Origin of the sequence: Sphingomonas sp. TF3 (assembly GCF_003985085.1) — a bacterium.
Classification (GTDB): domain Bacteria; phylum Pseudomonadota; class Alphaproteobacteria; order Sphingomonadales; family Sphingomonadaceae; genus Sphingomonas.
In genome coordinates this window covers 35,873-61,254 of sequence record NZ_RWKS01000005.1, presented here as the reverse complement: position 1 = coordinate 61,254, position 25,382 = coordinate 35,873, and the positions used below count along the sequence as shown (strand labels likewise).

At 65.2% G+C, this 25,382-nt stretch carries 27 protein-coding genes and 1 pseudogene; 10 read left to right on the top strand and 18 right to left on the bottom strand.

The window, feature by feature from the left end:
* Positions 1-42: 42 nt before the first annotated feature.
* Positions 43-2,658: an aminopeptidase N gene (gene pepN, locus EJC47_RS05635; RefSeq protein WP_126845896.1), complete on the top strand. Its 2,616-nt coding sequence runs from the start codon at positions 43-45 to the stop codon at positions 2,656-2,658.
* 55 nt (positions 2,659-2,713) lie between these two features.
* Here pepN and EJC47_RS05630 read toward each other — a convergent pair whose 3' ends face one another.
* From EJC47_RS05630 to rpmF, 5 genes are all read right to left on the bottom strand, one after another.
* Positions 2,714-3,103 (bottom strand): MerR family transcriptional regulator, encoded by a 390-nt coding sequence (locus tag EJC47_RS05630; protein ID WP_033965869.1) that lies wholly within the window; start codon positions 3,101-3,103, stop codon positions 2,714-2,716.
* An 8-nt stretch (positions 3,104-3,111) separates the two neighbouring features.
* Positions 3,112-3,411: an integration host factor subunit alpha gene (locus EJC47_RS05625; RefSeq protein ID WP_029622769.1), complete on the bottom strand. Its 300-nt coding sequence runs from the start codon at positions 3,409-3,411 to the stop codon at positions 3,112-3,114.
* A 91-nt stretch (positions 3,412-3,502) separates the two neighbouring features.
* Positions 3,503-4,462, bottom strand: coding sequence for a beta-ketoacyl-ACP synthase III (locus tag EJC47_RS05620; protein ID WP_033965871.1), 960 nt, complete (start codon positions 4,460-4,462; stop codon positions 3,503-3,505).
* The gene (plsX, locus tag EJC47_RS05615) at positions 4,459-5,490 is read right to left on the bottom strand and encodes a phosphate acyltransferase PlsX (RefSeq protein ID WP_033965872.1); all 1,032 of its coding nucleotides are present in this window, start codon (positions 5,488-5,490) and stop codon (positions 4,459-4,461) included. Before plsX ends, EJC47_RS05620 begins: the two co-directional genes overlap by 4 nt.
* A 40-nt stretch (positions 5,491-5,530) precedes the next feature.
* Positions 5,531-5,710: a 50S ribosomal protein L32 gene (gene rpmF, locus EJC47_RS05610; RefSeq protein ID WP_010406047.1), complete on the bottom strand. Its 180-nt coding sequence runs from the start codon at positions 5,708-5,710 to the stop codon at positions 5,531-5,533.
* Between the two features lie 213 nt (positions 5,711-5,923).
* Between rpmF and EJC47_RS05605 the strand changes: the two genes are divergently transcribed.
* Entirely contained in the window at positions 5,924-6,361 is a 438-nt protein-coding gene (locus tag EJC47_RS05605) for an MAPEG family protein (protein WP_185867570.1), read from the top strand.
* Between the two features lie 3 nt (positions 6,362-6,364).
* Here EJC47_RS05605 and EJC47_RS05600 read toward each other — a convergent pair whose 3' ends face one another.
* Entirely contained in the window at positions 6,365-7,036 is a 672-nt protein-coding gene (locus tag EJC47_RS05600) for an MBL fold metallo-hydrolase (protein ID WP_126845894.1), read from the bottom strand.
* 96 nt (positions 7,037-7,132) lie between these two features.
* Between EJC47_RS05600 and pabB the strand changes: the two genes are divergently transcribed.
* The 3 genes from pabB to EJC47_RS20970 all read left to right on the top strand — a co-directional run bounded on the left by pabB (position 7,133) and on the right by EJC47_RS20970 (position 10,450).
* A complete protein-coding gene (gene pabB, locus EJC47_RS05595) occupies positions 7,133-8,935 on the top strand; it encodes an aminodeoxychorismate synthase component I (RefSeq protein WP_126846174.1) in 1,803 nt (600 codons plus the stop codon).
* A gap of 51 nt (positions 8,936-8,986) precedes the next feature.
* Positions 8,987-10,186 carry a pyridoxal phosphate-dependent aminotransferase gene (locus tag EJC47_RS05590; protein ID WP_126845892.1) on the top strand — a complete coding sequence of 400 codons (1,200 nt, stop codon included), beginning with the start codon at positions 8,987-8,989 and terminating at the stop codon, positions 10,184-10,186.
* 120 nt (positions 10,187-10,306) lie between these two features.
* Positions 10,307-10,450, top strand: coding sequence for a hypothetical protein (locus tag EJC47_RS20970; RefSeq protein ID WP_169313332.1), 144 nt, complete (start codon positions 10,307-10,309; stop codon positions 10,448-10,450).
* Here the strand turns inward: EJC47_RS20970 and EJC47_RS05585 are convergent.
* The 6 genes from EJC47_RS05585 to recQ form a co-directional block, all read right to left on the bottom strand.
* Positions 10,440-10,628 carry a hypothetical protein gene (locus tag EJC47_RS05585; protein WP_126845889.1) on the bottom strand — a complete coding sequence of 63 codons (189 nt, stop codon included), beginning with the start codon at positions 10,626-10,628 and terminating at the stop codon, positions 10,440-10,442. The two genes, EJC47_RS20970 and EJC47_RS05585, sit on opposite strands and share 11 nt — an antisense overlap.
* 17 nt (positions 10,629-10,645) lie before the next feature.
* Entirely contained in the window at positions 10,646-12,232 is a 1,587-nt protein-coding gene (locus tag EJC47_RS05580) for a GMC family oxidoreductase (RefSeq protein WP_126845887.1), read from the bottom strand.
* Between the two features lie 24 nt (positions 12,233-12,256).
* The gene (locus EJC47_RS05575) at positions 12,257-13,177 is read right to left on the bottom strand and encodes a sterol desaturase family protein (protein WP_126845885.1); all 921 of its coding nucleotides are present in this window, start codon (positions 13,175-13,177) and stop codon (positions 12,257-12,259) included.
* Between the two features lie 34 nt (positions 13,178-13,211).
* Positions 13,212-13,625 (bottom strand): hypothetical protein, encoded by a 414-nt coding sequence (locus tag EJC47_RS05570; protein WP_126845883.1) that lies wholly within the window; start codon positions 13,623-13,625, stop codon positions 13,212-13,214.
* Entirely contained in the window at positions 13,622-14,056 is a 435-nt protein-coding gene (locus EJC47_RS05565) for a TIGR01244 family sulfur transferase (protein WP_126845881.1), read from the bottom strand. Before EJC47_RS05565 ends, EJC47_RS05570 begins: the two co-directional genes overlap by 4 nt.
* 247 nt (positions 14,057-14,303) lie before the next feature.
* On the bottom strand, positions 14,304-16,073 hold the full coding sequence (gene recQ, locus EJC47_RS05560; protein ID WP_126845878.1) for a DNA helicase RecQ: 1,770 nt from the start codon (positions 16,071-16,073) through the stop codon (positions 14,304-14,306).
* Between the two features lie 131 nt (positions 16,074-16,204).
* On the opposite strand from recQ, the pseudogene EJC47_RS21545 reads away from it, so the two are divergent.
* From EJC47_RS21545 to EJC47_RS05550, 3 genes and pseudogenes are all read left to right on the top strand, one after another.
* Positions 16,205-16,768, top strand: a pseudogene (locus EJC47_RS21545) (sterol desaturase family protein); the annotation flags it as partial.
* Between the two features lie 58 nt (positions 16,769-16,826).
* Positions 16,827-17,219, top strand: coding sequence for a sterol desaturase family protein (locus EJC47_RS21540; protein ID WP_409574476.1), 393 nt, complete (start codon positions 16,827-16,829; stop codon positions 17,217-17,219).
* Positions 17,197-17,484 carry a GNAT family N-acetyltransferase gene (locus EJC47_RS05550; RefSeq protein WP_260591485.1) on the top strand — a complete coding sequence of 96 codons (288 nt, stop codon included), beginning with the start codon at positions 17,197-17,199 and terminating at the stop codon, positions 17,482-17,484. Before EJC47_RS21540 ends, EJC47_RS05550 begins: the two co-directional genes overlap by 23 nt.
* 4 nt (positions 17,485-17,488) lie before the next feature.
* On the opposite strand, the gene EJC47_RS05545 is transcribed toward EJC47_RS05550, so the two are convergent.
* Positions 17,489-18,379 carry a hypothetical protein gene (locus tag EJC47_RS05545; protein ID WP_126845872.1) on the bottom strand — a complete coding sequence of 297 codons (891 nt, stop codon included), beginning with the start codon at positions 18,377-18,379 and terminating at the stop codon, positions 17,489-17,491.
* An 80-nt stretch (positions 18,380-18,459) separates the two neighbouring features.
* Complete coding sequence (locus EJC47_RS05540) at positions 18,460-20,283, bottom strand: ABCB family ABC transporter ATP-binding protein/permease (protein WP_185867569.1); 1,824 nt, start codon at positions 20,281-20,283, stop codon at positions 18,460-18,462.
* 94 nt (positions 20,284-20,377) lie between these two features.
* Here EJC47_RS05540 and EJC47_RS05535 point away from each other — a divergent pair, with 94 nt between their 5' ends.
* Both EJC47_RS05535 and EJC47_RS05530 read left to right on the top strand, forming a co-directional pair.
* A complete protein-coding gene (locus EJC47_RS05535) occupies positions 20,378-20,608 on the top strand; it encodes a hypothetical protein (protein ID WP_033963578.1) in 231 nt (76 codons plus the stop codon).
* 56 nt (positions 20,609-20,664) lie between these two features.
* Positions 20,665-21,078 carry a hypothetical protein gene (locus EJC47_RS05530; protein ID WP_126845870.1) on the top strand — a complete coding sequence of 138 codons (414 nt, stop codon included), beginning with the start codon at positions 20,665-20,667 and terminating at the stop codon, positions 21,076-21,078.
* 1 nt (position 21,079) lies between these two features.
* On the opposite strand, the gene EJC47_RS05525 is transcribed toward EJC47_RS05530, so the two are convergent.
* Genes EJC47_RS05525 through crtY form a run of 4 tightly spaced genes read right to left on the bottom strand, consistent with a single transcriptional unit; the run spans position 21,080 to position 25,294 of the window.
* Complete coding sequence (locus EJC47_RS05525) at positions 21,080-22,027, bottom strand: phytoene/squalene synthase family protein (RefSeq protein WP_126845868.1); 948 nt, start codon at positions 22,025-22,027, stop codon at positions 21,080-21,082.
* A complete protein-coding gene (locus EJC47_RS05520; RefSeq protein WP_126845866.1) occupies positions 22,024-22,605 on the bottom strand; it encodes a TIGR00730 family Rossman fold protein in 582 nt (193 codons plus the stop codon). The genes EJC47_RS05525 and EJC47_RS05520 overlap by 4 nt, the downstream gene beginning before the upstream one ends.
* Positions 22,602-24,107: a phytoene desaturase gene (locus EJC47_RS05515; protein ID WP_126845864.1), complete on the bottom strand. Its 1,506-nt coding sequence runs from the start codon at positions 24,105-24,107 to the stop codon at positions 22,602-22,604. The genes EJC47_RS05520 and EJC47_RS05515 overlap by 4 nt, the downstream gene beginning before the upstream one ends.
* Entirely contained in the window at positions 24,104-25,294 is a 1,191-nt protein-coding gene (crtY, locus tag EJC47_RS05510; RefSeq protein ID WP_126846169.1) for a lycopene beta-cyclase CrtY, read from the bottom strand. The genes EJC47_RS05515 and crtY overlap by 4 nt, the downstream gene beginning before the upstream one ends.
* Positions 25,295-25,382 lie beyond the last annotated feature (88 nt).

Here is a 25,382-nt window from a genome sequence, read left to right as displayed (position 1 = left end):
TTTCGGTGGCACCGCACCGCCACGAGTCCTACATCTCGGGGAATGCTCGACATCCAGACCAGCTCCGCCCAGCCGACGGCTACACCGCATGTCACCCGCCGCGAGGATTATACCGCGCCCGACTGGCAGGTGCCCGAGATCGCGCTGGACTTCGCGCTCGACCCCGCCGCTACCCGCGTGAAGGCTACGCTCCATGTGCAGCGCAGCGATGCGCATTATCGGCCGCTGCGGCTCGACGGGGCCGGGCAGACGCTGCTGTCGGTCAGCGTCGACGGGGTCGCGGTCAATGACTGGACGATCGAGGGCGAAACGCTGGTGCTGCCGCTCACGGGCTCGGCGCATGTCATCGAGACCGAGGTCGAGATCGCGCCCGAGCGCAACACGCAGCTGATGGGGCTGTACGCCTCAGGCGGCAACCTCTGCACGCAGTGCGAGGCCGAGGGCTTCCGCCGCATCACCTATTTCCCCGACCGGCCCGACGTGCTCAGCCGCTATCAGGTGCGGATGACGGCGGACAAAGCCCGCTATCCGGTCTTGCTCGCCAATGGCGACCCGATCGCTTCCGGTGACCTCCCCGACGGGCGGCACTGGGCCGAATGGCGCGATCCTTTCCCCAAGCCCTGTTACCTGTTCGCGCTGGTGGCGGGCGATCTCGCGGTCAATCGCGGCAGCTTCGTCACCCTGTCGGGCCGCGAAGTGGCGCTCGGCATCTGGGTGCGCGCCGCCGACGTACCGCGCACCGACCACGCACTCGCTGCGCTCAAAGCCGCAATGGCGTGGGACGAGCGTGTCTATGGCCGCGAATATGATCTCGACGTGTTCAACATCGTCGCGGTCGACGATTTCAACTTCGGCGCGATGGAGAATAAGGGGCTGAACATCTTCAACAGCCGCTACATCCTCGCCGATCCCGACACGGCGACCGATTATGATTATGACGGCATCGCCGCCGTCGTCGCGCACGAATATTTTCATAACTGGTCGGGCAACCGCGTCACCTGCCGCGACTGGTTCCAACTGTCGCTTAAAGAAGGCTTCACCGTCTATCGCGACCAATGCTTCTCGGCCGATCAGGGGTCGGCTGCGGTCAAAAGGATCGAGGATGTGCGCGGCCTGCGCGCGGCGCAATTCCCCGAGGATGCCGGACCGCTCGCCCATCCGATCCGCCCCGATTCCTATCAGGAAATCTCCAACTTCTACACCGCCACCATCTATAACAAGGGCGCCGAGATCATCCGCATGCTGGCGACGATGCTGGGCGCTGAGGCCTTCCGCGCCGGCACCGATCTGTATTTCGACCGGTTCGATGGCACAGCGGCTACGTGCGAGGATTTCGTCGCCTCGCTGGAAGACGCCAGCGGAACCGACCTGACGCAATTCCGTCGCTGGTATTCGCAGGCCGGAACGCCGCGCATCACCGCCTCCTTGCTCCATCACGAGGGCTCAGGCCGCGCGGAACTGGTGCTGGCACAGAACACGCCCCCGACGCCGGGCCAGACCGTCAAGCAACCAGTCGTGCTGCCGCTCCGGATAAAATTGTTCGGGGCCGACAGTGCACAGGCCTTTGCGCCCGAACAGACCGTGCTGCTGACCGAGCCGGAACACCGTATCGTGTTCGAGGATGTGCGCGAACGCCCGATCCTGTCGATCAACCGCGGCTTCTCGGCCCCGGCGATCCTCGAAACCGATCGCAGCGCCGCCGATCTCGCCTTCCTCGCCGCGCAGGATGACGATCCGTTCGCGCGCTATGAGGCGTTGCAGCAACTCATGCTCGACACGCTGGTGGAAAGCGCCGGTGGTACCCGCGTCGATCACGCAGCCGTGATCGCAGCGATTGGCGGCACGCTCGCCAACCCGCAGCTCGACCGTGCTTTCGTCGCGGAAGCCGTACTGCTGCCGTCGGAAAGCTTCATCGGCGACCAGATGGCGGTGGTCGATCCCGAAGCGATCTTCCGCGCCCGCGAAGCCCTGCGCCGCGATATCGGGCGCACGCTGGAGGATGCGTGGCGCACTGCCTATCATGCGGCCCGCGCCACCACCGACGGCTATGTCTATTCGCCGGAGGCCAAGGGCCTGAGGCGGCTGAAATCGGTGGCGCTCGGCTATATTGCGGCGTCGGGGGCGGGTGATGCGGGCGCACTGGCGTTCGCGCAATTCGAAGCCGCCGACAATATGACCGACCGGCAAAGCGCGTTGACCACCTTGGTCGCGGGCGATTCCACCCAGCGCACGCCTGCGCTCGACATCTTCTACAATCGCTACAGCGACAATGCGCTGGTGCTCGACAAATGGTTCTCGGTGCAGGCGATGGCCCCGCGCGACGACACCGGCGCGATCGTGCTGGAACTGTCACAGCATCGCGATTTCACGCTCGCCAACCCCAATCGCGCACGCGCGCTGATCGGTGCCTTCGGGGTCAATCAGCGCGCCTTCAACACAGCCGATGGATCGGGCTATCGCTTCCTGGCCGATCAACTGATCGCGCTGGACCGGATCAACCCGCAAACCGCCGCCAAGCTGATTCCCCCGCTCGGCCGCTGGAAGCGCTTCGACCCCAGCCGCGCCGCGCTGATGCGCGCGCAGCTCGAACGGATCGTGGCGGTGCCGGGCTTGTCGAAGGATATGGCGGAACAGGCGTCGCGCAGCCTGGACGGGTGAAGCACGCGCGGGAAGCGGGCGCTGTCCTCCGCTTCCCCTCCCTTCGGCACGCCGCTCACGCGTCGTCGGTGAGGGCCGTTGCCAAAGCGGTGCGCACCGCCAGAATTGCGTCCCGCGCTCTGTTATCCAGCGCGGCGTTGCGGGGCGACGGTGGTTTGCCCTCGAGCAACAGTGCCTTTTGCACGCCGCGAATCGTATAGCCGTCCTGCTCCAGCATCGCCGCAATACGCCGGACCAGCGCCACGTCCTCGGGACGGTAATAACGGCGATTGCCGGCGCGCTGCAGCGGTCGCAGCTGGGGGAAGCGGGTCTCCCAATAGCGCAAGATATGCTGCGGCAGCCCCGTCTCCCGCGACAATTCCCCGATCGTGCGATACGCGCCCGCCGCCTTGCCGCCCGACTCCGCTGCAGCAGGAGCGTCGGCTTTCGCGGGCGGAACCGCCATGGTCAGCGTCAGTCGGCGTCGACGATGCGATCGCGCATCATCTGGCTGGCGCGGAAGGTAAGCACGCGGCGCGGCGCGATCGGGACTTCGATGCCCGTCTTTGGATTTCGACCGACGCGCTCGCCCTTGTCGCGCAGGACGAAGGTGCCGAAGCCCGAAATCTTGACGTTGTCGCCCTTGGCCAGCGCACCACACATATGGCCAAGGATTTGCTCAACCAGCTTGGACGAATCCGCGCGCGACAGGCCAACACTATTGTGCAGCGCCTCCGCCAGATCGGCCCGTGTCAACGTTCCTACAGATGCCATTCCGTTTCCCTCCCCGAAGAATGGTAGAGAACCGACCTAACACACAGAAGTGCTTGACTGAAAGTACTAGTTACTTCCTCGTAAGAAGGGATTAGAAGCGAATCACCGCGGCACCCCAGGTGAAGCCGCCGCCCATCGCTTCCAGCACAATCAGATCGCCATGCTTGATCCGCCCGTCCTTGACCGCGGTATCGAGCGCGAGTGGAACCGAGGCGGCCGAAGTGTTGGCATGCTGGTCAACCGTGACGACGACTTTGTCGGGCGACAGGTTGAGCTTGCGCGCCGTTGCATCCAGGATGCGGGCATTGGCCTGATGCGGCACCAGCCAGTCGACATCGCCCGCCGAAAGCCCGGCAACGGCCAGCGTCTCGGTCATCACCGAGGCGAGATTGACGACGGCGTGGCGAAACACCTCGCGCCCCTTCATCCGCACCTTGCCGACAGTGCCGGTGGTCGAGGGACCACCATCGACATAAAGCAGTTCGTTATGGCGGCCATCGGCGTGGAGCCGCACCGCGAGAATGCCGCGTGCGCCCGTGTCCTGCGCCTCCAGCACCACTGCGCCCGCGCCATCGCCGAACAGCACGCAGGTCGCGCGGTCTTCCCAGTCGAGGATACGGCTGAAGGTCTCCGCACCGATCACCAGCGCGCGCCTGGCGGCCCCGCTGCGCAACATGCTGTCGGCAACCTGCAGCGCATAGAGAAAGCCCGAACAGACGGCGGCGACATCGAAGGCCACGCAATCATCGATGCCGAGCATCGCCTGCACCTTGGTCGCGCTGGCCGGGAAGGTCTGGTCCGGCGTGGCCGTCGCCAGCACGATCAAATCGATGTCCTGCGCCGCAATACCGGCGGAACCCAGCGCCGCGCGGCACGCGTCTGCGGCCAGCGTGGCGGTGGTCTCGTCAGGGCCGGCAATGTGACGGAAGCGGATGCCGGTGCGCTCGACGATCCATTCGTCCGAGGTGTCGACGGTTTCGGCCAGCTCGGCATTGGACACGCGCCGCGTCGGCAGCGCCGATCCGGTGCCGATAATCACGCTTTGCATCATGCCGCCTTTTTCTCGAAATCACCCAGATCTTCCGCGATTCGCCGCGTCAGATCATCGCGCACCATCTTCGCCGCCGCCGCGATTGCGGTGGCCACGCCCACTTCGTTGGCACCGCCGTGGCTTTTAACGACCAGCCCGTTAAGCCCCAGAAAAACGGCACCATTGTGGTTATTCGGGTCGAGATGATGGCGCAGTAATTCGGTTGCGGGGCGCGAGATGAGGAAGCCGATCTTCGAGCGGACCGAAGACCGGAAAGCCCGCTTGAGCAGATCGGCGACGAACCGCGCGGTGCCTTCGGCGGTTTTCAGCGCGATATTGCCGGAAAAGCCGTCGCACACGATCACATCGACATCACCGCGCGACAATTTGTCGCCTTCGATGAAGCCGGTAAATTCCAGTGGAAGATGCGCGGCGGCGCGCAAGGCGGTGGCGGCATCGCGGATCGTCTCGGTGCCCTTCTGGTCCTCGCTGCCGATATTGAGCAGCGCGACTCGCGGGCGCGCGAGATCCAGCGTCGTGCGCGCATAGGCCGCGCCCATCACGGCAAACTGAATGAGATTACGCGAATCGCACTCGGTATTGGCACCGAGATCGAGCACGACCGTGTCATTGTCGCCCAGCGACGGCATCAGCCCCGCCAGTGCCGGGCGGTCGATCCCCGGGATCATGCGCAGCGACAGCTTCGACATCGCCATCAGCGCACCGGTATTGCCCGCCGACACGCAAGCGGCAGCGCGGCCCTGCTTCACCATGTCGATGGCAATACCCATCGACGTCGTCTTGGCGCGGCGAATCGCCTGGCTCGGCTTGTCGCTCGAGCCGACAACCTCCGGCGCATGGACGATTTCGGAATGCGCGGTGAGGTTGGGGTGGTTCAACAGCCCAGCCCGAATCGCTGCCTCGTCGCCGACCAGAATGAAGCGCATGTCCTCGAACCGGCGGCGGGCACGCGCCACCCCGGCGAGCATCACCGCCAGCCCTTCGTCGCCACCCATCGCATCGATCGCGATCCGGGAGCTGTTCGTCACGCTGGCCGCTCCCTGTTCACTGTCCGAGCGTTGCGTCAGGTCAGCCTTCGACCGAAACGATCTCACGACCGTTATAATGGCCGCACGACGGGCACAGATTGTGCGGACGCTTCAGTTCGCCACAGTTCGGGCATTCCTGGAACGACGCGACGGTCAGCGAATCGTGCGAACGACGCATGCCGCGCTTGGACGGCGTGGTTTTTCTTTTGGGGACGGCCATTTCGGCGAAACCTTATGCTTGTCTGACAGGTGCGATACGCCCGGTTCGGGCTCTCCGCAACCAACGCCTGAGGTTGGCCGCGCAAGCGGCACCGATGCCAGACAAATCGCGAAGATGGCGGCCTATAGCGATTCTGCGCGGCGTTGCAAGCTCGAGGAATGGATGCCAAGGCCGCATCACCCGGTTTCCGGGCCTGCCTGGGGGAGAAGAACGATGAGTTCGATCGCGTTGCCAATCACATTGATGACGGCGGGTGCTGCTGCAATCCTGAATTTGTGGCTCGCCATGCGCACCGGATCGGTCCGCACCAAAGCCAAAATCGATATTGGCGATGGCGGCAACGATTTGCTGATTCGCCGGATGCGCGCACATGCGAATTTCGTCGAATATACGCCCTTCATCCTGATCCTGATCGCCCTGATCGAATTCACCACGGGCACGTCGCTGTGGCTGTGGGTGGCGAGCGCGGTGTTCCTGCTTGGCCGAGTCGGCCATGCGCTCGGGATGGAAAGTTTGCCCGGCGGACGGATGGTCGGCACGATCATTACGTTCGCGCTGCTGCTCGGCCTGGGCGGCTATGCGGTGGTGCTACCCTATCTGCCGCATGCAACAGCCAGCGTGACCGCCCCGAGCGCGGTCCGCGCGGGCTGACCCTCAGGCGGCGAGCGCTGCGTCGCTGACGAACATGTTGGTGCGGCGCTCATGCGCGAAACTGCTCGCTGGGCCGTGCCCCGGAATGAAGGTGGTATCATCGCCCAACGGCCACAATTTGGTGACGATCGAGTCGAGCAATTGCGGATGATTGCCGCGCGGGAAATCGGTGCGGCCGACCGACCCTGCAAACAGCACGTCACCAACCAGCGCAAGTTTGGAGGGCGCGTGGTGGAAGACGACGTGGCCGGGCGTGTGGCCAGGCGTTTCATAGACATCGAGCACCAGATTGCCGACGGTGACGGTGTCGCCCTCGACCAGCCAGCGGTCGGGCTCGAAATTGACGCCAGGGATGCCGTATTGCGCACCACTTTCGGACAGGGTCGAAGTGAGGAAACGATCCTCCTCATGCGGCCCCTCGATCGCGACGCCGAGCTGTTCGGCGAGCGGCTTGGCCTCGCCGCAATGGTCGATATGGCCGTGGGTAAGGATGATCTTCTCGACCGTCACCTTGTGCTGCGCGGCGGCGGCGAGCAGTTTGGGCAAGTCGCCACCCGGATCGACGAACGCCCCGCGCATCGTCGCGGTACACCATAACAGCGTGCAATTCTGTTGCAGCGGCGTCACCGGGATGATCGTGGCGCGAAGCGGCGGCTGGGGGGGCTGAGCGGTCATGCCCCCTGAAATACGGTGAGTGCGGCGGAAAACCAAGCGCGCGAAAACCAAGGGTTGCCGACAGGGGCGTCGCCGGGGCATTTGTTACACGACATTATGCACACGCCATCGCCCAACCCGCTTGTACTGCGGAGCCCCTTCGTCCTGCTGGACGACGCGCGCGATGGCGGTGCGGCGGCGCGGCTCTATTGCGATCCGGTGCGAATCGTCACGGCGCGATCGGTGTCCGAAGTCCGCCCGACGCTGGAGGCGCTGCGCGCGGCGCGGGCTGGCGGGCTCCAGGCAGCCGGATTCCTGTCCTATGAAGCCGGGGCCGCGTTCGAGTCGGTCTCGGTCGCGGGACCGGACGAGACCGGGACTCCTTTGCTGTGGTTCGGCCTGTTCGAACGCTACACCGAAATCGCCCCCGACGCTGTGCCGGCAATGCTGCCCGATCCGGCGGGGGCGTGGATCGGTGCGCCCGAACCTGCGATCGACCGGGCGACCTATGATGCGCATTTCGCCGCCGTGCAGGCGTGCATCGTCGCCGGGGATCTGTACCAGGCCAATCTCACCTATCGTGCGCACGCCCGCGTCCTGGGCGACCCGCTGTCGCTTTATGCCCGCTTGCGCGCGACGGCACGCGCCGGGTTTGGCGCGCTGATCGACACGGGGGCTGAGCGGATCCTCTCGCTTTCGCCCGAATTGTTCTTTTCGCTGGAAGGCGACACGCTGCTGTGTCGGCCGATGAAGGGCACGGCGCGGCGCGGCGATAGCGCGGATACGGACCGCGCGATTGCCGCGGCGCTGGTCGGCAGCCCCAAGCAGCGCGCCGAAAATTTGATGATCGTGGACTTGATGCGCAACGATCTGGCGCGCGTTGCCCGCGCCGGTTCGGTCGCGGTGCCGCGCCTGTTCGAGGTGGAAACCTACCCGACGGTGCATCAACTGGTGTCGAGCGTCACCGCCACCATCGCCCCCGACACCGACGCGGTCGACGTGCTGGCGGCGCTGTTTCCGTGCGGATCGATCACCGGTGCGCCCAAGATCGCGGCAATGCAGGCCATCGCCGCGATCGAAGGAACCGCGCGCGGACTCTATACCGGCGCGATCGGTCGGTTCGATGCCGATGGCGATGCCATGTTCAACGTTGCGATTCGCACGCTGACGCTGCCTTATGGCGCGGAGTACGCCAGCTTTGGCGCGGGCGGTGGCATCGTCGCCGATTCGGTCGCGGCCGAGGAATGGGACGAAGCACGTGCCAAGACCGACTTCCTGACTCGCGACGCGCGCCGGTTCGATCTGATCGAGACGATGGCGTTCGATCCCGAGCACGGTATTCTGCGGCTCGACCTCCATCTCCGGCGGCTTGCGGCGAGCGCACATGCGTTTGGCTTCGCGTTCGACCGGCACGGCACGCGCAATGAACTGCAGGCGGCGACCTTCCGCCTGCGGACGCGGCGCAAGGTCCGCCTGGTGCTGGCACCGAGCGGCGCGGTCGCGATCGAAATCGCCGCAATGCCCCCCGCTCCGGATCAGCCCTTGTCGGTCGCGCTTGTTCCTTTGCCGGTAACGCCCGCCGATATCCGGCTTCGTCACAAGACCAGCGATCGCGCCTTTTACGATCGGGCGCGCATTGCGGCGGGCAGCGAGGAAGTGGTGTTTGTACGCACCGACGGCCGACTGACCGAGGGGAGCTTTACCTCGCTGTTCGTGCCACGCGGGGACCTCCTCGTCACGCCGCCACTGGAGGACGGACTGTTGCCGGGGGTGTTGCGCGCCGATCTGCTGGCGCAGGGCCGGGCGATCGAGGGCGTGCTGACCGAAGCCGATCTGACGCATGAATTTTTCGTCGGTAACGCCCTGCGCGGACTGATTCGTGCGCGACGCACGGTTGCGGCAACGCCGCTGGCGGGATAAGCGCTCGCGCGAGTTCCCCGCCGCCACGGCTTTTTCCCAAGGCTCTTTCTTATGCATCCTTCCGCCGCGCTCGCCCGCATCAAGCCCTCGCCGACGCTGGCGATCACCACGCGCGTGCAGGAATTGAAGCGCGCGGGCGTCGATGTGATCGGCCTGGGCGCGGGCGAACCCGATTTCGACACCCCCGATTTCGTGAAGGAAGCCGCGATCAAGGCGATTCGCGACGGCCAGACCAAGTACACCAATGTCGACGGCACGCCGGAGCTGAAGGCCGCGATCGTCGCAAAGTTCGCGCGCGACAACGAACTGTCCTACACCCCCGACCAGATCAGCGTGAATGTCGGCGGCAAGCACACCTTGTTCAACGCGATCGTCGCCACGGTCGATGTCGGGGACGAAGTGATCGTGCCCGCGCCTTATTGGGTGAGCTATCCCGATGTCGTGCTGTTCGCGGGCGGCACGCCGGTGTTCGTCGCGGCTGGGCCGGAGCAGGGCTACAAATTGCGTCCCGAGCAGCTCGAGGCGGCGATCACCCCGCGCACCAAATGGGTGATCCTCAATTCGCCGTCCAACCCGACCGGTGCTGCCTATAGCGCTGCCGAGTTGAAGGCGCTGGGCGAAGTGCTCGAGCGCCATCCGCATGTGTGGATCTTCGCCGACGATATGTACGAGCATATCCTCTATGACGGCTTCGAATTCACCACGATCGCGCAAGTATGCCCGTCGCTGTACGAGCGCACGCTGACGGTCAACGGCTGCTCCAAGGCCTATGCCATGACCGGCTGGCGCATCGGCTATGCCGGGGGCGCGTCGTGGCTGATCAAGGCGATGTCCAAGCTGCAGTCGCAATCGACCAGCAACCCCTGCTCGATCGCCCAAGCGGCTGCCGTCGCCGCACTCAATGGCGACCAGAGTTTCCTCAAGGAGCGCGCCGCCGTGTTCCAGGGACGGCGCGATCTGGTCGTGTCGATGCTCAACCAGGCCAACGGCATCACCTGCCCGCGGCCCGAAGGCGCGTTCTACGTCTATCCCGAATTCTCCGCGCTGATCGGCAAGTCGACGCCCTCGGGCAAGCTGATCGACAGCGACGAGGCGTTCGTCGCCTATCTGCTCGACGACGCCAAGGTCGCCGCCGTCCAGGGTGCCGCGTTCGGCCTGTCGCCAGCGATGCGCATTTCCTATGCGACCTCCGACGCGCTGCTGCGCGAAGCCTGCGAACGCATCCAGACGGCCTGCGCAAACGTACGGTGAGCCATTGGTTCAGCTTTTAGCAACGATTGGTTGCCGAAAAGCCTCTTGCGAAACGATTGGACAATGCCGATTTGCTGCGTCGCAGCGATCGGCATGGAGCCGACCGCGAAAGGGTCTACAATGCGCAGCGTTTTGAAGTCGGGTTTCTTGTGGCAGTTTGCGGGTGGTTTCGCCTTGGGCGCGATCGCGCTGGTAACGCTGCACCCGACCGAAGGCGCACGGGCAACCACCCCGACCGAAGCAAAGGCCGCCGCTACCCGCTAATCGTCTGCTCGATCGCCGGATCGTCGTCGCGCGCGTCCGGCATAGGCGTCGAATCGTCCCCGCTCTTCTGCCGATAGCGCCGCGCGACCAGCGCGGCACCGAGCAGAAAGCCCCCCGGCACCAGCACCACTGCTGCCGCCAGCCCAATCCGGTTCCAGTTCGTTTCTTTGCGTTCCATCCGGAGCGCTTAGACGATCATCCCAGATCCGCTGTCACAAAATCGGCACAGCGCTCCCCGATCATGATCGATGGGGCGTTGGTGTTGCCCGAAATGAGCTTGGGCATGACCGAGGCATCGGCCACGTACAGCCCTTCCACGCCGCGCACGCGCAACCGCGGATCGCACACCGCCGCGTCGTCCGATCCCATGCGCGCCGTCCCGACCGGGTGATACACCGTGTCGGCGCGCGCGCGGATCAGGCGCTCCAGCGCGTCATCGTCGCTCAGATCGATCGGGTAGCGATCGCGCCCCTTGTGGTTGCTCAGCGGCGCGGTCTCGAGAATGCGGTACATCGCGCGCACGCCGCGCTTCATCACCTCCATGTCGCGGGAATCGCTGAAAAAGGCGGGGTCGATCAACGGTGCTGCGCGCGCATCGACCGAGGCCAGCCGCACCGTGCCGTGGCTTTCGGGCCGGAGCACGCAGACGTGGCAGGAAAAGCCATGCCCAGGCACCTTGGTGCGGCCATGATCCTCGAGTGCTGCGATCACGAAATGGAGCTGCACGTCGGGGGCGGGGGCATCGGGCGATACGGTCAGAAAGGCGCCGGCTTCGGCAAAAGGCGTGGTCATCATGCCCTGGCGCTTGCGCAACCATTGGAAGAACGCGCTGCCCATCGCCAGCGTGCCCTTCAGCGATGAACCGACAAACTCGGTCCCCGGTGTCTCGAACGCTGCGACATAATCGATATGGTCCTGCAAATTGGACCCGACCGCAGGCCGGTCCACCCGCACCGCGATACCCTTTTCGCGTAAATGCACGCCGGGTCCGATCCCCGACAGCATCAGCAATTGCGCTGTGCCGAACACGCCGCCCGCCAGGATGACGCCGCGCCGCGCGCGAATCACCTTCGATTGGCCATCCTGCAGATAGGCGACACCCCACACGCGCCCTTCGTCGAACAGCACACGTTCGGCGGTAACGCCGGTCAGGATATGCAGATCGGGATTGGCCGGGCGATCCCCCAGATAGGCGCGCGCCGAGGTCCAGCGCTCGCCATTCTTCTGCGTCACCTGATACAGGCCGATCCCGTCCTGCCGTTCGCCATTGAAATCCATGTTGCGCGGGATTTGCAGGCTCGCGCCTGCCTCAATGAAATCAAGGCTGCCGGGATTGGCGAATTTCTGGTCGCTCACCCACAACGGCCCGTCGCCGCCATGATAGGCATCGCCACGCCGCACATTGTGTTCGCTGCGTTTGAACCAGGGCAGCACCTCGTCATACGACCAGCCCGGACACCCCATCGCCGCCCAATTGTCATAGTCCCAGCGATTGCCGCGAATATAGATCATCGCATTGATCGCGCTCGATCCGCCCAGCCCCTTGCCGCGCGGCTGATGCCCGCGTCGGCCGTTCAACCCGGCTTGCGGCACCGTCTCGTAATTCCAGTTGGTCTTGTCGGTCTGGAAAGCGAGGAAAGCCGGAATGCGCGTGCGCAAACCGGTGTTGCGCCCGCCCGCCTCCAGCAAGGCGACCGAGAATTTCCCGCCTTCGCTCAGCCGCCCGGCCGCCGCCGCTCCGCCAGATCCGCCCCCGACGACGACGATGTCGGCTTCTTCCATTCGACCTCTCCCCACCCTGGTACTTTAGCGTACCTCGTCTGTGTTTTTTCCGTCTGCCATGCCGTCCAAGCGCGCGCGCCACTGCGCCTTGATCGTCTCCGATGTGTCGCGGCTGCCATCATGGCTCCACCCCGGCGGCATCACCAGATAGCCAAGCTTGGCACGAAGCCCGGGCGCGCGCCACACATCCTGTGCGATGCCGATCCATTCATGGAACGCCGCCCATAACAGGTTGAAGCTGCCGAGATTTTTGACGATGCCATAGTGCGGGCGATCGTCGGCGCGCTCGGGCTCGAACGTGCCGAACATCCGGTCCCACACGATGAACACCCCGGCATAATTGGTGTCCAGATAGCGCGGATTGGTCGCGTGGTGCGCGCGGTGGTGCGACGGGGTGTTCATCACCGCCTCGAACCAGCGCGGCATCCGGTCGATCACTTCGGTGTGGATCCAGAATTGGTAGATCAGGTTAAGCCCGGCAACAAAGAACACCATTGCAGGCGGAAAGCCGATCAGGAACAGCGGCAGGCGGAAGATGAAACCGATCGACACAAAGCCGGTCCAGGTCTGCCGGAGCGCGGTCGATAGATTATAATGCTGGCTCGAATGGTGGATGACATGGCTCGCCCAGAACCAGCGGACGCGGTGTGCGGAGCGGTGGAAGACATAATAGGCCAGATCGTCGATGACGAAGGCAAGCACGAACCAATACCATTGGTAGCCAATGTCAAAGGCGCGGAACTGCCACACCCACAATGCCATCGCATACACCAGCCCGACCGACAGCGCACCCGCAACGGTGCTGCCCAGTCCGAGCAAGAGCGAGGTCAACGTATCGCGCGGTTCATAGCGGGTGCGGTCGCGGAGCCGCGCCACCACCATCTCGGCCAGCACCAGCACAATGAAGCCGGGCACAGCATAAGGGACAGGATCGGGCAGCTCCATGGATGCTACTTACACCCTTGTCAGCACCCCTTTGTCAATGCAGCGTGACGACCACATCGCGCGGTCGCCCGGCCGAGGCTTCGATCGCGCGCACCTCGGCATCGGTCACGCCGAACAGCAGCACGCTGCCGAACAGCCGCTCGCCGGTTTCGATCCGCACGCCCTCAATGCCCTGGCTAAGCGCAAGCGGCGCGATCAGGCGACGTGCGGCGATCCTGGCACCGTGGCGCTTGAGCACCGCGATGGTGCCATTGCCCGCCACCAGCGCCGCGCCACCATCGGTCCCGATCACCGCATCATGTGCCATGAATCCCGCCAGCATTTGCTCGGCGGTTTCGCGGGCTTGCGCCACGCTCGCAATCCGGCTCTCGCCCAGCCGCAGCCAGCGCGCGATCAGCGCGAGCGCGATCACGCCCGCAAGACTATAGCCGAGTTGCGTCCAGCTCATGCCGCCGTGGAAAGCGCGTCGAGCAACGGCCGCAGACCGGTCAGGTCATAGCCCGCCGCTGCCGCCTTCGCCATTGCCGCATCGGGATGCGCGCCCGCCTTCACCGCCGCCAGCGCCCACAGATTGCACGAGCGCGTGCCCGATCGGCAGTAAGCGAGCACCGGTCCCTTCGCCTCGGCCAACACCGCCGCCATCGCATCGATTTGCGGGTGCGAGAAACCGGCATGGGTGACGGGAATGGCGGTATAGCCAAGCCCGGCAGCCGCTGCGGCGGCGGCGATTGCGTCACCGGTCGGCTGGCCGACATCCTCGCCGTCGGGGCGGTTGTTGACGATGGCGGTGAAGCCGGCTGCGGCGAGCGCCGCCAGATCCTCGAGCGAAATCTGCGGCGCGACGGAGATGGTGGCGTCGATGGTGCGAAGTGTGGTCATGCGGTTACTCTAACCCGCACGGTGCCACCGCGAAAGCGACAGATTTTGCGCGCACCGAGAAGAAAAGCTAATCGCAAAGCGCTGAAAACCGCATCGATCGCGCCCGCACCCAGGCGCCCCCTCGCCGCGCCTCGGCGCAAGCACAATTTCACGCGAAGCGCGAAGACGCGAAGCGATTGGCAGCATGCCACCTCCCCTTCTTCTCTTCGCGTCTTCGCGGCTTCGCGCGAGATACTCTGTGTTCTCCCTAAAACCGCCGCACCACCGCCAGGAACGCCTCGCCATAGGCCTCCAGCTTGCGCGTACCGACACCCGTAATCCGCCCCATCGCCGCGAGCGTCGCGGGGCGCAGCGTCGCCATCTCGCGCAACACCGAATCGTGGAAGATCACATAAGGCGGCACGCTCGCCTCCAGCGCGAGCTCGCGGCGCTTGGTGCGCAGCGCCTCGAACAAGGGATCGCCGCTCGGGTTCATCTGCGCGCCCGTGCCGCCGCGCGTGCGCCGCGTGCGCTTGGGCGGCACGATCAGGTCGACGCGCTCGCCTTCCTTCAGGATGCCGCGCGCACCGGGCCCGAATTCCAGCCCGCCAAAGTCGTTCGCCCGCAACGCATCGCGCAGCAACAACGCGCGCCCGACCGGCTTGATCAGCGCCGCTTCCTCCGGCGAAGACGCGATGCCGAACACACCGAGCGATTCATGCCCGTTCATCAGGCTGCGCTCGCTCGACTGGCCCATCAGGACTTGTTCGATATAGCCCGCGCCAAAGCTCTGGCCCGTGCGAAACACCGCGGAGAGGAATTTCCTCGCCACCTCCGTCGCGTCGACCGCCGCCGGAGGGTTGAGGCAATTGTCGCAATTCCCGCACGTATCGGGGCTGTCATCGCCGAAATGCTTGAGCAGGATCTTGCGCCGACACCCCGCTGTCTCGGCCAGCGCGCCCAGCGCCGCCAGCCGCTGCCGCTCACCCGGCTGGCGCGCGGGTTCGACCTCGCCAATGCGTTGCCGCGCGCGCGCGAAATCCTCCGCACCCCAGAACAGATGCGCCACCGCCGGATCGCCATCACGCCCTGCGCGGCCCGTTTCCTGATAATAGGCCTCGATCGACTTGGGCAGCCCGGCATGGGCGACGAAGCGCACGTCGGGCTTGTCGATGCCCATGCCAAAGGCCACCGTCGCACACATCACCATGTCTTCGCTCGCCACGAAATCGGCCTGGTTGCGCGCGCGCACCGCTGGGTCGAGCCCGGCGTGATAGGCGCGCGTCGGCCGTCCGGTCTTGGCCAACGCCTCCGCCATTTTCTCCGTCCCCGCGCGGCTCTGGACATAGACGATGCCCGCCCCCGGTGTCTCCGCGATCAGATCGGCAATCTGGCGGGTGGCATTGTCCTTGGGGCTGATGCGGTACTGGATATTGGGCCGGTCGAACCCGGCGACGATCATCCCGTCATGCGGAATACCGAGCTGGTCGAGAATATCGGCACGGGTATGCGCGTCGGCGGTCGCTGTCAGCGCCAGGCGCGGCACCTCGGGAAAGGCATCGAGCAGCGGGCGCAGCAGCCGGTAATCGGGGCGGAAGTCATGCCCCCATTCGGACACGCAATGCGCCTCGTCGATCGCGAACAAGGCAAGCGGCGCTTGCCCGAGCAGATCGCGAAAGCTGCCACTCGAAGCGCGTTCGGGCGCGACATAGAGCAAATCGAGTTCGCCGCGCCGGAAGCGCGCGATCGTCTCCATCTGGTCGGTATCGACCGAGGTCAGCGTCGCCGCGCTGATCCCGATCGCGGTCGCCGCACGCAACTGATCGTGCATCAGCGCGATCAGCGGCGACACCACGACGCACGTTCCCGGCAAGGCCAGTCCGGGAAGCTGATAGCAAAGCGACTTGCCCGCCCCCGTCGGCATCACCGCCAGCGTGTTCTGCCCCGCCAGCACGCGCTCCACCACCGATCCCTGCACCCCGCGAAAGGCGGGAAAGCCGAAGGTCGATTGCAATATGGGAAGGGGGTCGAGCGTCATGCCCCGATCTAGCGTGCCCCGCCCCGAAGCGTAAGGGGCACACCCACGCAATTAACCGGGCGCTCACAATCCGGCCCTAAACTCACCGCATCCCGAAACCCGGACCGGCTGGGGGTGCCGTGCACGCGACAATGACGATGGTTTCGGACGGTATCGGCTGGCTTGCCGGCTATTGGGCCAATCAACTCGGCGGAACCTTCTTCGGCACGGGGTCGACGCTGTCGATTTTCGGGCTGGTGGTGACGGTGCTGATCGCCGCGTTTCTTGCGGTGCCGCGCGGGCGGCGGGCGATGCCCCGGCTGGCGGTGTGGCGGCGCGCGCTATTCCCCCGCCGGATCTTCTCCAGCGCCTCGGGCCGCGCCGATCTGTGGTGGTTCGCATTCAGCCTGTTCGGCTATGGGCTGCTGTTCGGCTGGGCAGTGCTGTCGAGCGTGCAGATCGCCGCGCTGCTGCGCGGCATGATCGGCCCGGTCGCGCCGCTCGGCCTGCCGCCGCTCGTGGCGGGTGCGGTGCTGACGCTGCTGCTCTACCTCGCTTATGAATTCGCTTATTGGCTCGACCATTATCTCAGCCACGCCGTCCCGCTGCTGTGGCAGTTCCACGCGGTCCACCACTCGGCCGAAAGCCTGTCGCTGTTGACCACCTTTCGCGTCCATCCGGTCGACACGATCGTCTTTGCCAATATCACCGCCATCATGATCGGGGTAACGCAAGGCCTGGCCGGTCCGCTGCTGGGGGGAACCGCACGGCGTGATGATCAGCGGGGTCAATGCCCTGACGATGATCGGCGCCATCACGCTCACCCATTTACAGCATTCGCATCTGTGGGTGACGTTCGGCCCGCGCTGGGGCCGGTGGCTGCTGAGCCCGGCGCACCACCAGATCCACCATTCGATCGACGTGCGGCACCACAATCGCAATTTCGGCAATACCTGCGCGCTGTTCGACCGGCTGTTCGGCACCTTGTACCTGCCCGCCGCACGCCGCGAGCCACTGCGCTTTGGCGTGGAGGGAGGCGGCACGCGGCCGCATGGCTGGCGCACTGCGCTGTTCGCGCCGTTCGGCAAGGCCTGGGCGCTGCGGCCGCGCAAGCTCCGCCCTCTTGCGCAACCCAGCGCTAAGCGTGCAAACGCCAGCCATGGATAGCGTGCGCGACAACAAGGCCGAGGCCGAATTCGAACTGACCGTCGGCGGCAAGCGCGCCATCGCGGCCTATCAGATGGAAGGTGGCACGATCGTGTTCACCCACACCATCGTGCCCAAGGCGCTGGAGGGCCGCGGCGTCGGCTCCAAACTGATCCGCGCCGCGCTCGATTCGGCGCGCGACCGGGGGTTGAAGGTCATCCCGCAATGCCCGTTCGTCGCGGCCTATATCGAGAAGCATCCGGAGTATCGGGAATTGCTGGCCTGAGGCGTCACGGCAGATACCCGGCCTTGACCAGAAACGCGTGCAAAACTTTCGGAAAATCCGCCCCCTCGTCACCGTCCGGATTATACCAACGCGCGACATTTACAGCAGCTTGGGCATACAGGCCTAGCCGCGCGGCGTCCGCCGCGTAGGCCGCGCATGCGCCGTTGCGATAGCGCTGCCGCCGATTGCGACATCCCGCTGCGTTCTGCTTCATATCGCGGCGGAAGATCGGCGCGAAGGCGGGATCCCGCGACATGTCGATGCCCTGTCCATTACGGATCGTGAAAATCACCGGGGGGCGCGGCGTGCAAGCATTACACCCAAAGGCAAAAGCGAATTGACCATCGCGTGCGACAATGTCGATGACCCCGTCGCGCGAAAGATCCTGTGGATCGTCCGCAATATCCCCCTCCAATAGCCACGGTTGAGCAACTCCGTTCGCGCGTTGCTCCAAAACAACCCGCTGGAACCGGTGGCCGACGGGCTTTATCGCATACAGCACCAGGCTGCCCGCCGATCCACCGCTGTTATTTTCGATGATAACGCCAGGAAGCCGATCGCGCCGATCGATCTGCACCACCGCAAGCCGGTACCAGGCAGACTGATTGTCCGTTTCGACCTGAAAACGCTCCATTCCTTTGGCCGTAATCGTCACCAATGCCTGATTGTTTAGCCCCTGGAACCGGCATCCCTCTGATGGATGCGCCGCATCGCATGGCAGCGGAGCGATCGAAACACGAAGTCCTGCTGAGCGGAAATCCCAATATTTTTGCGACGGAAACCACAGCTGAAACTTGCCGGGAGGTACGCTCACCCCAGATCGCCGAGCGGGTGGGGCGGACCACACCTCCGCCGCTCCAAACATAAGAACGAGCAGGCTGATCAGCAGCTTCACGTAGCGACTCCCGATGAGATCGACGATGCTACCCGAGCATGGAAACTCCGTCTATCGACAATAAAGAACGCTTCGTCGCTTCACTCCGCCGCCACCGATTCCTCCGCGCGCTCCTGCGCCTGGCGGTTCCACATTTCCGCATACAGCCCGTTCTTGCGCAGCAGCACGGCGTGGCTGCCGCGTTCGACCACGCGCCCGGCTTCCAGCACGACGATCTCGTCGGCATGGACCACGGTCGAGAGGCGATGCGCGATCACGATCGTGGTGCGGCCGCGTTCGATTGCCTGCAGCGTGTCGAGAATCTCGCCCTCGGTACGGCTGTCGAGCGCGCTGGTCGCTTCGTCCAGGATCAGCACCGGCGGGTTCTTGAGCAACGTCCGCGCGATCGCCACGCGCTGCTTTTCACCGCCCGACAGCTTCAGCCCCCGCTCGCCGACACGCGTCGCATAGCCCTCGGGCTGGCGCTCGATGAAGCCGGCAATCGCCGCCCCACGCGCGGCAGTCTCGATCTCGTCCTGGCTCGCGCCCTCACGGCCATAAGCGATATTGTAGCCGATCGTGTCGTTGAACAGCACGGTATCCTGCGGCACGATGCCAATCGCCGCGCGCAGGCTCGCTTGCGTCACCTGCGCGATATCCTGCCCGTCAATCGTGATGCGTCCGCCGGTCAGGTCGTAGAAACGGAACATCAGCCGCGCCAGCGTCGATTTGCCCGCGCCCGATGGCCCGACCACCGCCAGCGTCTTGCCCGCCGGAATATCCAGATCGATGCCCTTCAGGATCGGCATCCCGGCATCATAGCCGAAGCGCACATCCTCGAAGCGGACATGCCCGCGCCCCACCACCAGCGGCGTGGCGTCGGGGGCGTCGACCACCTCCGATTGCGTATCGATCAGGTCGAACATCGCGCCCATGTCGATCACGCCCTGGCGGATCGTGCGATAGACCATGCCGAGCAGATCGAGCGGGCGGAACAGCTGCGACAGCAGCGTCGAGACGAACACCACGTCGCCCGCCGAGAATTTGCCGCCACCCCAGCCCCAGGCAACGAACGCCATCCCGCCGCCGAGCATCAGGTTGGTGATCAGCGCTTGCCCGACGTTGAGCCATGCGAGTGAGTTTTCGGAAATGACCGCGGCATTGGCATAAGCCGCCATCGCCGCATCATAGCGCTTGCCCTCGCGCTCCTCCGCCCCGAAATATTTGACCGTCTCGAAATTGAGCAGCGAATCGACCGCATGGCTGACCGCCCCGGTGTCGAGATCGTTCATCCGCGTGCGCAAAGCGGCGCGCCAGTCGGTCACCATCCGCGTGAACCAGATATAAGCGACCACCATCGCCATCGTCGCCGCGACCAGCCCCCAGCCGAAGCTCGAACGGAAGATGTTGAGCACCAGCAGCAGTTCCAGCACCGTCGGCGCGATGTTGAACAGCATAAAATACAGCATCGTATCGATGCTCTTGGTGCCGCGCTCGACCACCTTGGTCACCGCACCCGTGCGCCGCTCCAGATGGAAGCGCAGGCTCAGCTGGTGGAGGTGGCGGAACACGCTCGCAGCGAGGCGCCGCGTCGCATCCTGCCCGACGCGCTCGAACACCGCATTGCGCAGATTGTCGAACAGCGTCGTCGCGAAGCGCGCACCGGCATAGCCCAGCACCAACGCGATCACGATCCACATTGCGGAGCGATCGCCCTGCGCCATGCGGTCGACCGCCCATTTCAGCGTATAGGCGCTGACATAGACCTGGGTGAACTTGGACACCGCGACCAGCAGCATCGCCCCCACGATCCGCAGCCGCAGCATCGGCGCGTCCGCCGGCCACAGATACGGCAGGAAACGCTTGAGCGTCGGCAGCATGGGCCGCTCGGACGCGGTCGAGGAGGTGGCGGTATCGGGGGGCATCTGTCCCTCATGTAAGCGCAGTCAAGCGGTATCCCAAGCGCTTCATGGAACAAGCAAGGCGTCTCGTCGGTTTTACAGGCGAACGGAGACGATCATGGAACCGCTGTTCTACGTCATGGCGATCATGGGTTGCGGCGACGGCAGCACCGCCTGCCAGCAGGCCCGCGTCGAGCCCGCGCATTACCAATCGATCCGCGCCTGCCAGATGGCGATGCCCGCCGCCCTGGCGCGCAACAGCGATATTGATTACCCCGTCGTGGCCGCGTCGTGCCGTGCGACCGGCGAACGCATGGCCCAGGTCGTGCCGCACTCGCCGCGCGGATGATTCCCAGCGCGCGCGGCGCGTGGTAAGCTCGCGCTTCCAAAGCGGGGCTGATGTGAATGCGTAAACTCTTTGCCGTCGCCGCCGGGTGTCTGGTCGCGTTCGCGCTGGTCGCTGTGTTCGATTTTATAGGCAGCGCGCTGTACCCCGTATCGGGCGACATCAATGTCGCCGACACGGCGACGCTGGCCGCGCTGATTGCCAGCATTCCGCTGCCCGCAAAAGTGTTGATGGTGGCAGGCTGGCTCGCCTCGCCGCTCGGGGGTGCCTGGCTCGCCTTGCGCATTGCCGATGGCCATTGGGTCGGCTGGGTGGTGACTTTGGTGTTTCTGGTGGCAGGCCTGGTCAATCAGGCAATGCTGCCGCATCCGCTATGGATGCAAATCTGCGCGGTGGTGATGCCGTTGCTCGGCGGCTGGCTGGCGCAAAAGCTGCACCACAAACCTTATCCCGGCGAGCCCTTGCTCGGCTGAATCAGCGCGGCCGCGTCCACAACGCCGGATCGCGCGGCTGCGGCGGATACAGCGTCACGCGCTGCCGCGCCTCGCGCCATGCGCGCACGATGAATCCGATCTTGGCGATGCCAGAGGTCGTCACCCGCCGATCCCAGGCGCGCGCGCCAAGGGCTGCCACCTTGCGCCCGATCGCGCCATAAATCCCCGCCGCCGCCAGCACCGCCCAGGCCGAGCGGAACGGGAGCACCGGGGTGCCACGCCGCGCGCTCGCCTCATAGCGCGCCGCCAGCGTGCCCAACCGCTCGCCCAATTGCCCGAGCCGCTCACGATGCTGTGGCGCAAGCAGGTCGTCCGCCGGAATCTCCAGCTCGTCGAGCCACGCCTGCGGCAAATAACACCGCCCCGCGCGCGCATCCTCGGCCACGTCGCGCGCGATATTGGCAAGCTGGAACGCCAGCCCCAGATCGCACGCGCGGTCGAGCGTCGCGTCATCGTCGGCGGGCACGCCCATCGCCAGCGCCATCATGCAGCCGACCGCGCCCGCGACATGATAGCAATAAAGATACAAATCCTGCTCGGTCTGCGGCCGCCACCCTTGCGCATCAAGCGCAAAGCCCGCGATCAGGTCACGCGCCAGCGCCGGGGGCAACGCCGTCTCCGCGGCAAAGATCCGTAGCGCATCGAACGCCGGGTCCCCGACCACGATCCCGGCCAGCGCCGCCTCGGTCAGCGCCGAGATTTCGGCCAGCCGCGCCGGGCCATCGCTGACCCCGGTCATGTCATGGCCGTGGTCCTGCCCGTCGGCAATGTCGTCGCACGCGCGGCACCAGGCATAGAGCAACCACGCCCGTTCGCGCGTCTTGGGCGCGAACAGGCGGCTGGCGGCGGCAAAGCTCTTCGATCCGCGTGCGATCGATTCCTGCGCGGTCGCGACGATCGCGTCGCGCGAGGGTGCCGCCGCGCTCAAAGGTCGCGCGCGCCGATCTTGGTGATCGTCTCGATCGGCTCGTGGCTCGCCATTTGCGCCAGCAGCCCGTCAAGCGCGCTGTCGATCAGCAGGATCCCGGCATGTTGCGGCCGCAGGAAACCGACGCTCGCCATATGGTGATAGAAAGCGATTAGATGGTCGTAATAGCCAGCGATATTGAGCAGCCCGACCGGCTTGGCGTGATAGCCGATCTGCGCCCAGCTCAGCGCCTCCCACAATTCGTCCATCGTGCCGGTGCCGCCGGGCAGGTTGATGAAACCGTCGGACAGATCGGTAAACGCCTGTTTGCGCTGGTGCATCGTGCCGACGACATGGAGTTCGGTGAGGCCCTGATGCGCCACTTCAGCATCGACCAGCGCCTGCGGGATGATGCCGATCACCTCGCCGCCCGCGGCCATCGCCGCATCGGCCACCGCGCCCATCAGCCCGAGCCGACCACCGCCGTAAACCAGGCCGATGCCACGCTCGGCCAGCGTCCGGCCAACCTCTTTCGCACAGTCAATATACACCGGGTCCGCCGGCGTTGCCGACCCACAATACACCGCCAGACGCTTCACCGTTCCGTCTCCAACATCAATGCCGCCGTGGCCTTTGCACTGCCGACCACCCCCGGAATCCCGGCCCCCGGATGCGTGCCTGCCCCCACGAAATACAGGTTCGGGATATGGTCGTCGCGATTGTGCACGCGGAACCACGCGCTCTGCGTCAAAATCGGCTCCAGCGAGAAGGCGCTGCCCAGATGCGCGTTCAGATCCTGCGCGAAATCGTTCGGCGCATAATGGAATTTGGTCACGATCCGCTCGTGAATGTCGGGGATCAGCCGCCGCCCGACCTCGTCGAGGATGCGCTTCTCCAGAATCGGGCCGATCTCGTTCCAGTCGACCGGGAATTTGCCGAGATTGGGCACCGGCGCCAGCACGTAGAAGGTCGAATGCCCCTCGGGTGCCATCGACGGATCGGTCACGGTCGGATGGTGCAGATAAAGCGAGAAATCTTCCGGCAGCACGCCATGATCGTAAATGTCGGCGAGCAGCCCCTTATAGCGCGGCCCGAACAGGATCATGTGGTGCGGAATGCCCGGCCAGGTGCCCTTGATCCCGAAATGCACCACGAACAGCGACGGCGAATAGCGCTTGCGCGCCAGCCCGTTCTTGGTCCGCTGCGCACTGCGCGAGGATTTGAGCAGGTCGCGATAGCTGTGCATGATGTCGCTGTTGCACGCGACCATATCGGCATCCTGATGCCAGCCGCTCGCGGTGGTGACGCCGGTCGCACGGTCGCCCAGCGTGGCGATATCGACGGCGGCATCGTTCAGCCGCAACACCCCGCCCAGCCGCTCGAAATGCTTGACCATCCCGGCGATCAACTGGTTGGTGCCGCCCATCGCGAACCACACGCCGCCGTCTTTTTCGAGCTTGTGGATCAGCGCATAGATCGCGCTGGTGTTCATCGGGTTGCCGCCCACCAGCAGCGTGTGGAACGACAGCGCCTGGCGGAGATGCTCGTCCTTCACATAAGATGAGACGATCGAATAGACCGAGCGCCACGCCTGATATTTGGCGAGCGCCGGGGCCGCCTTGATCATCGACGCGAAATCGAGAAACGCGACCGAGCCGAGCTTGCGATAGCCCTCTTCATAGACCCCGGCGGAATAGTCCAGGAACTTGGCATAGCCCGCGACATCGGCCGGATTGAGCTTGGCGATTTCGGCGCGCAGCGCAGGCTCGTCGTTCGAATAATCGAAATTGACGCCATCGGGCCAGTTGAGCCGGTAGAAAGGCGACACCGGTGCCAGCGTCACGTCCTCGGCCATGTCGCGGCCGGTCAGCGCCCACAATTCCTGCAGGCATGGCGGATCGGTGATCACGGTCGGCCCGGCATCGAACACGAAGCCGTCTTTCTCCCACACATAGGCGCGGCCACCCGGCTTGTCGCGCGCCTCGACGATGGTCGTCTCGACCCCGGCCGATTGCAGCCGGATCGCGAGCGCGAGCCCGCCAAACCCGGCTCCGATGACGATCGCGCGGCGCGGCGTGCCGCGTGGTGCCGCCGAGCTCATGCCGGTTTCCCCCCGATAATCGCGCGCAATGCCCGCGTGATCGGGACCGGTGGCTTCCCGGTCAAAATCCGTGCCTTGTCCATCATCGTCGATTGTCCTGCGTAGAAGCGCCGCACAAGCTGCGGATCGAGCCGGTAAAACCGTTCGAGAATGCGGTAGCGCTCATCGGGGCCGGCGGCGCGAAACAGCATCTTGTCGAGCATACGATAGAAGCCGCGCGCCCGCCACGTCCTTCTGGCGAAATCATGCGTCAGCGTGTGTAACGCCGTGCCCGACAGATCACTCGCCCGCGCGATCAGCGCGGCGAGGCGCACCGCGTCGGGCAACGAATAGCCCGTGGTCGGATGGAACAGCCCGCCGCGCATTCCGGCCTTGGCCACCTTGTTGCCGCCCGATTGCCAATAGGCCTCGAAATCGCCGCCCATCGCCACCGGCAGCACACCCCATTCCTCGCGCGTAACGGTGCGCGTGTCCCAGCCATGCGCCGTGCCATAGGCTCGGACGCGCTCGGCGACCGGGTCGGCATTGGCCCCGCCGGGTTCCGCCCGCGCCAGATCGGGCGTGTCGCTATAATAGGTATCCTCGATGAACAGCCGCGTCGCCGACAAGGGCAGTGTGTAGACGAAGCGATAGCCGTCGATCTGCTGCACCGTCGCGTCCATCACGATCGGGCCCGACAGCGCGTGCGGTTCCTCCAGCGCGAATTCGAGCCCGACGAACTTCTGCCAGCCAAGATCGAGCAGGGAGAGATCGCCCGACCCGCGCGCATCGATCACACCCTTCGCCTCGATCCGGTCGCCATCGGCAAGCACCACCGCCGTCGGGCTTGCGGCAAGCACCTTGCGCCCGGTCATCACCGCCTCGGGCGGGAGGGCGGCGCGCACCACCGCGTCGAGCCGTTCGGACTCGATAGAATAATAGGCGCTTTTCAGGGTGCGGCGGTGCGCCGGAAACGCGATGTCATAATGCGTCCAGCCATAACAGATCAGCGGCGCAACCAGCCAGCGATCGTCCTGCGCAATGTCGGTGGCGAAGAACGACCATAAATGATTGCCGCCAATGCTGTCCGATCCCTCGACGATGCGGACGTCGAGGCCGGGTCGCTGCTTGGCCAAGGCCAACGCGATCAGCCCGCCCGCCAGCCCGCCGCCGACGATGGCGATATCGCAGGGGATGATCGAAGGCATCGCCAAGCGATAGCCGAAACGCCGCAGCGCGCAAGCACGCTGCACGCCGAAACCGCCTGACGCGGGCCGCCATACGCGCTACAGCCGT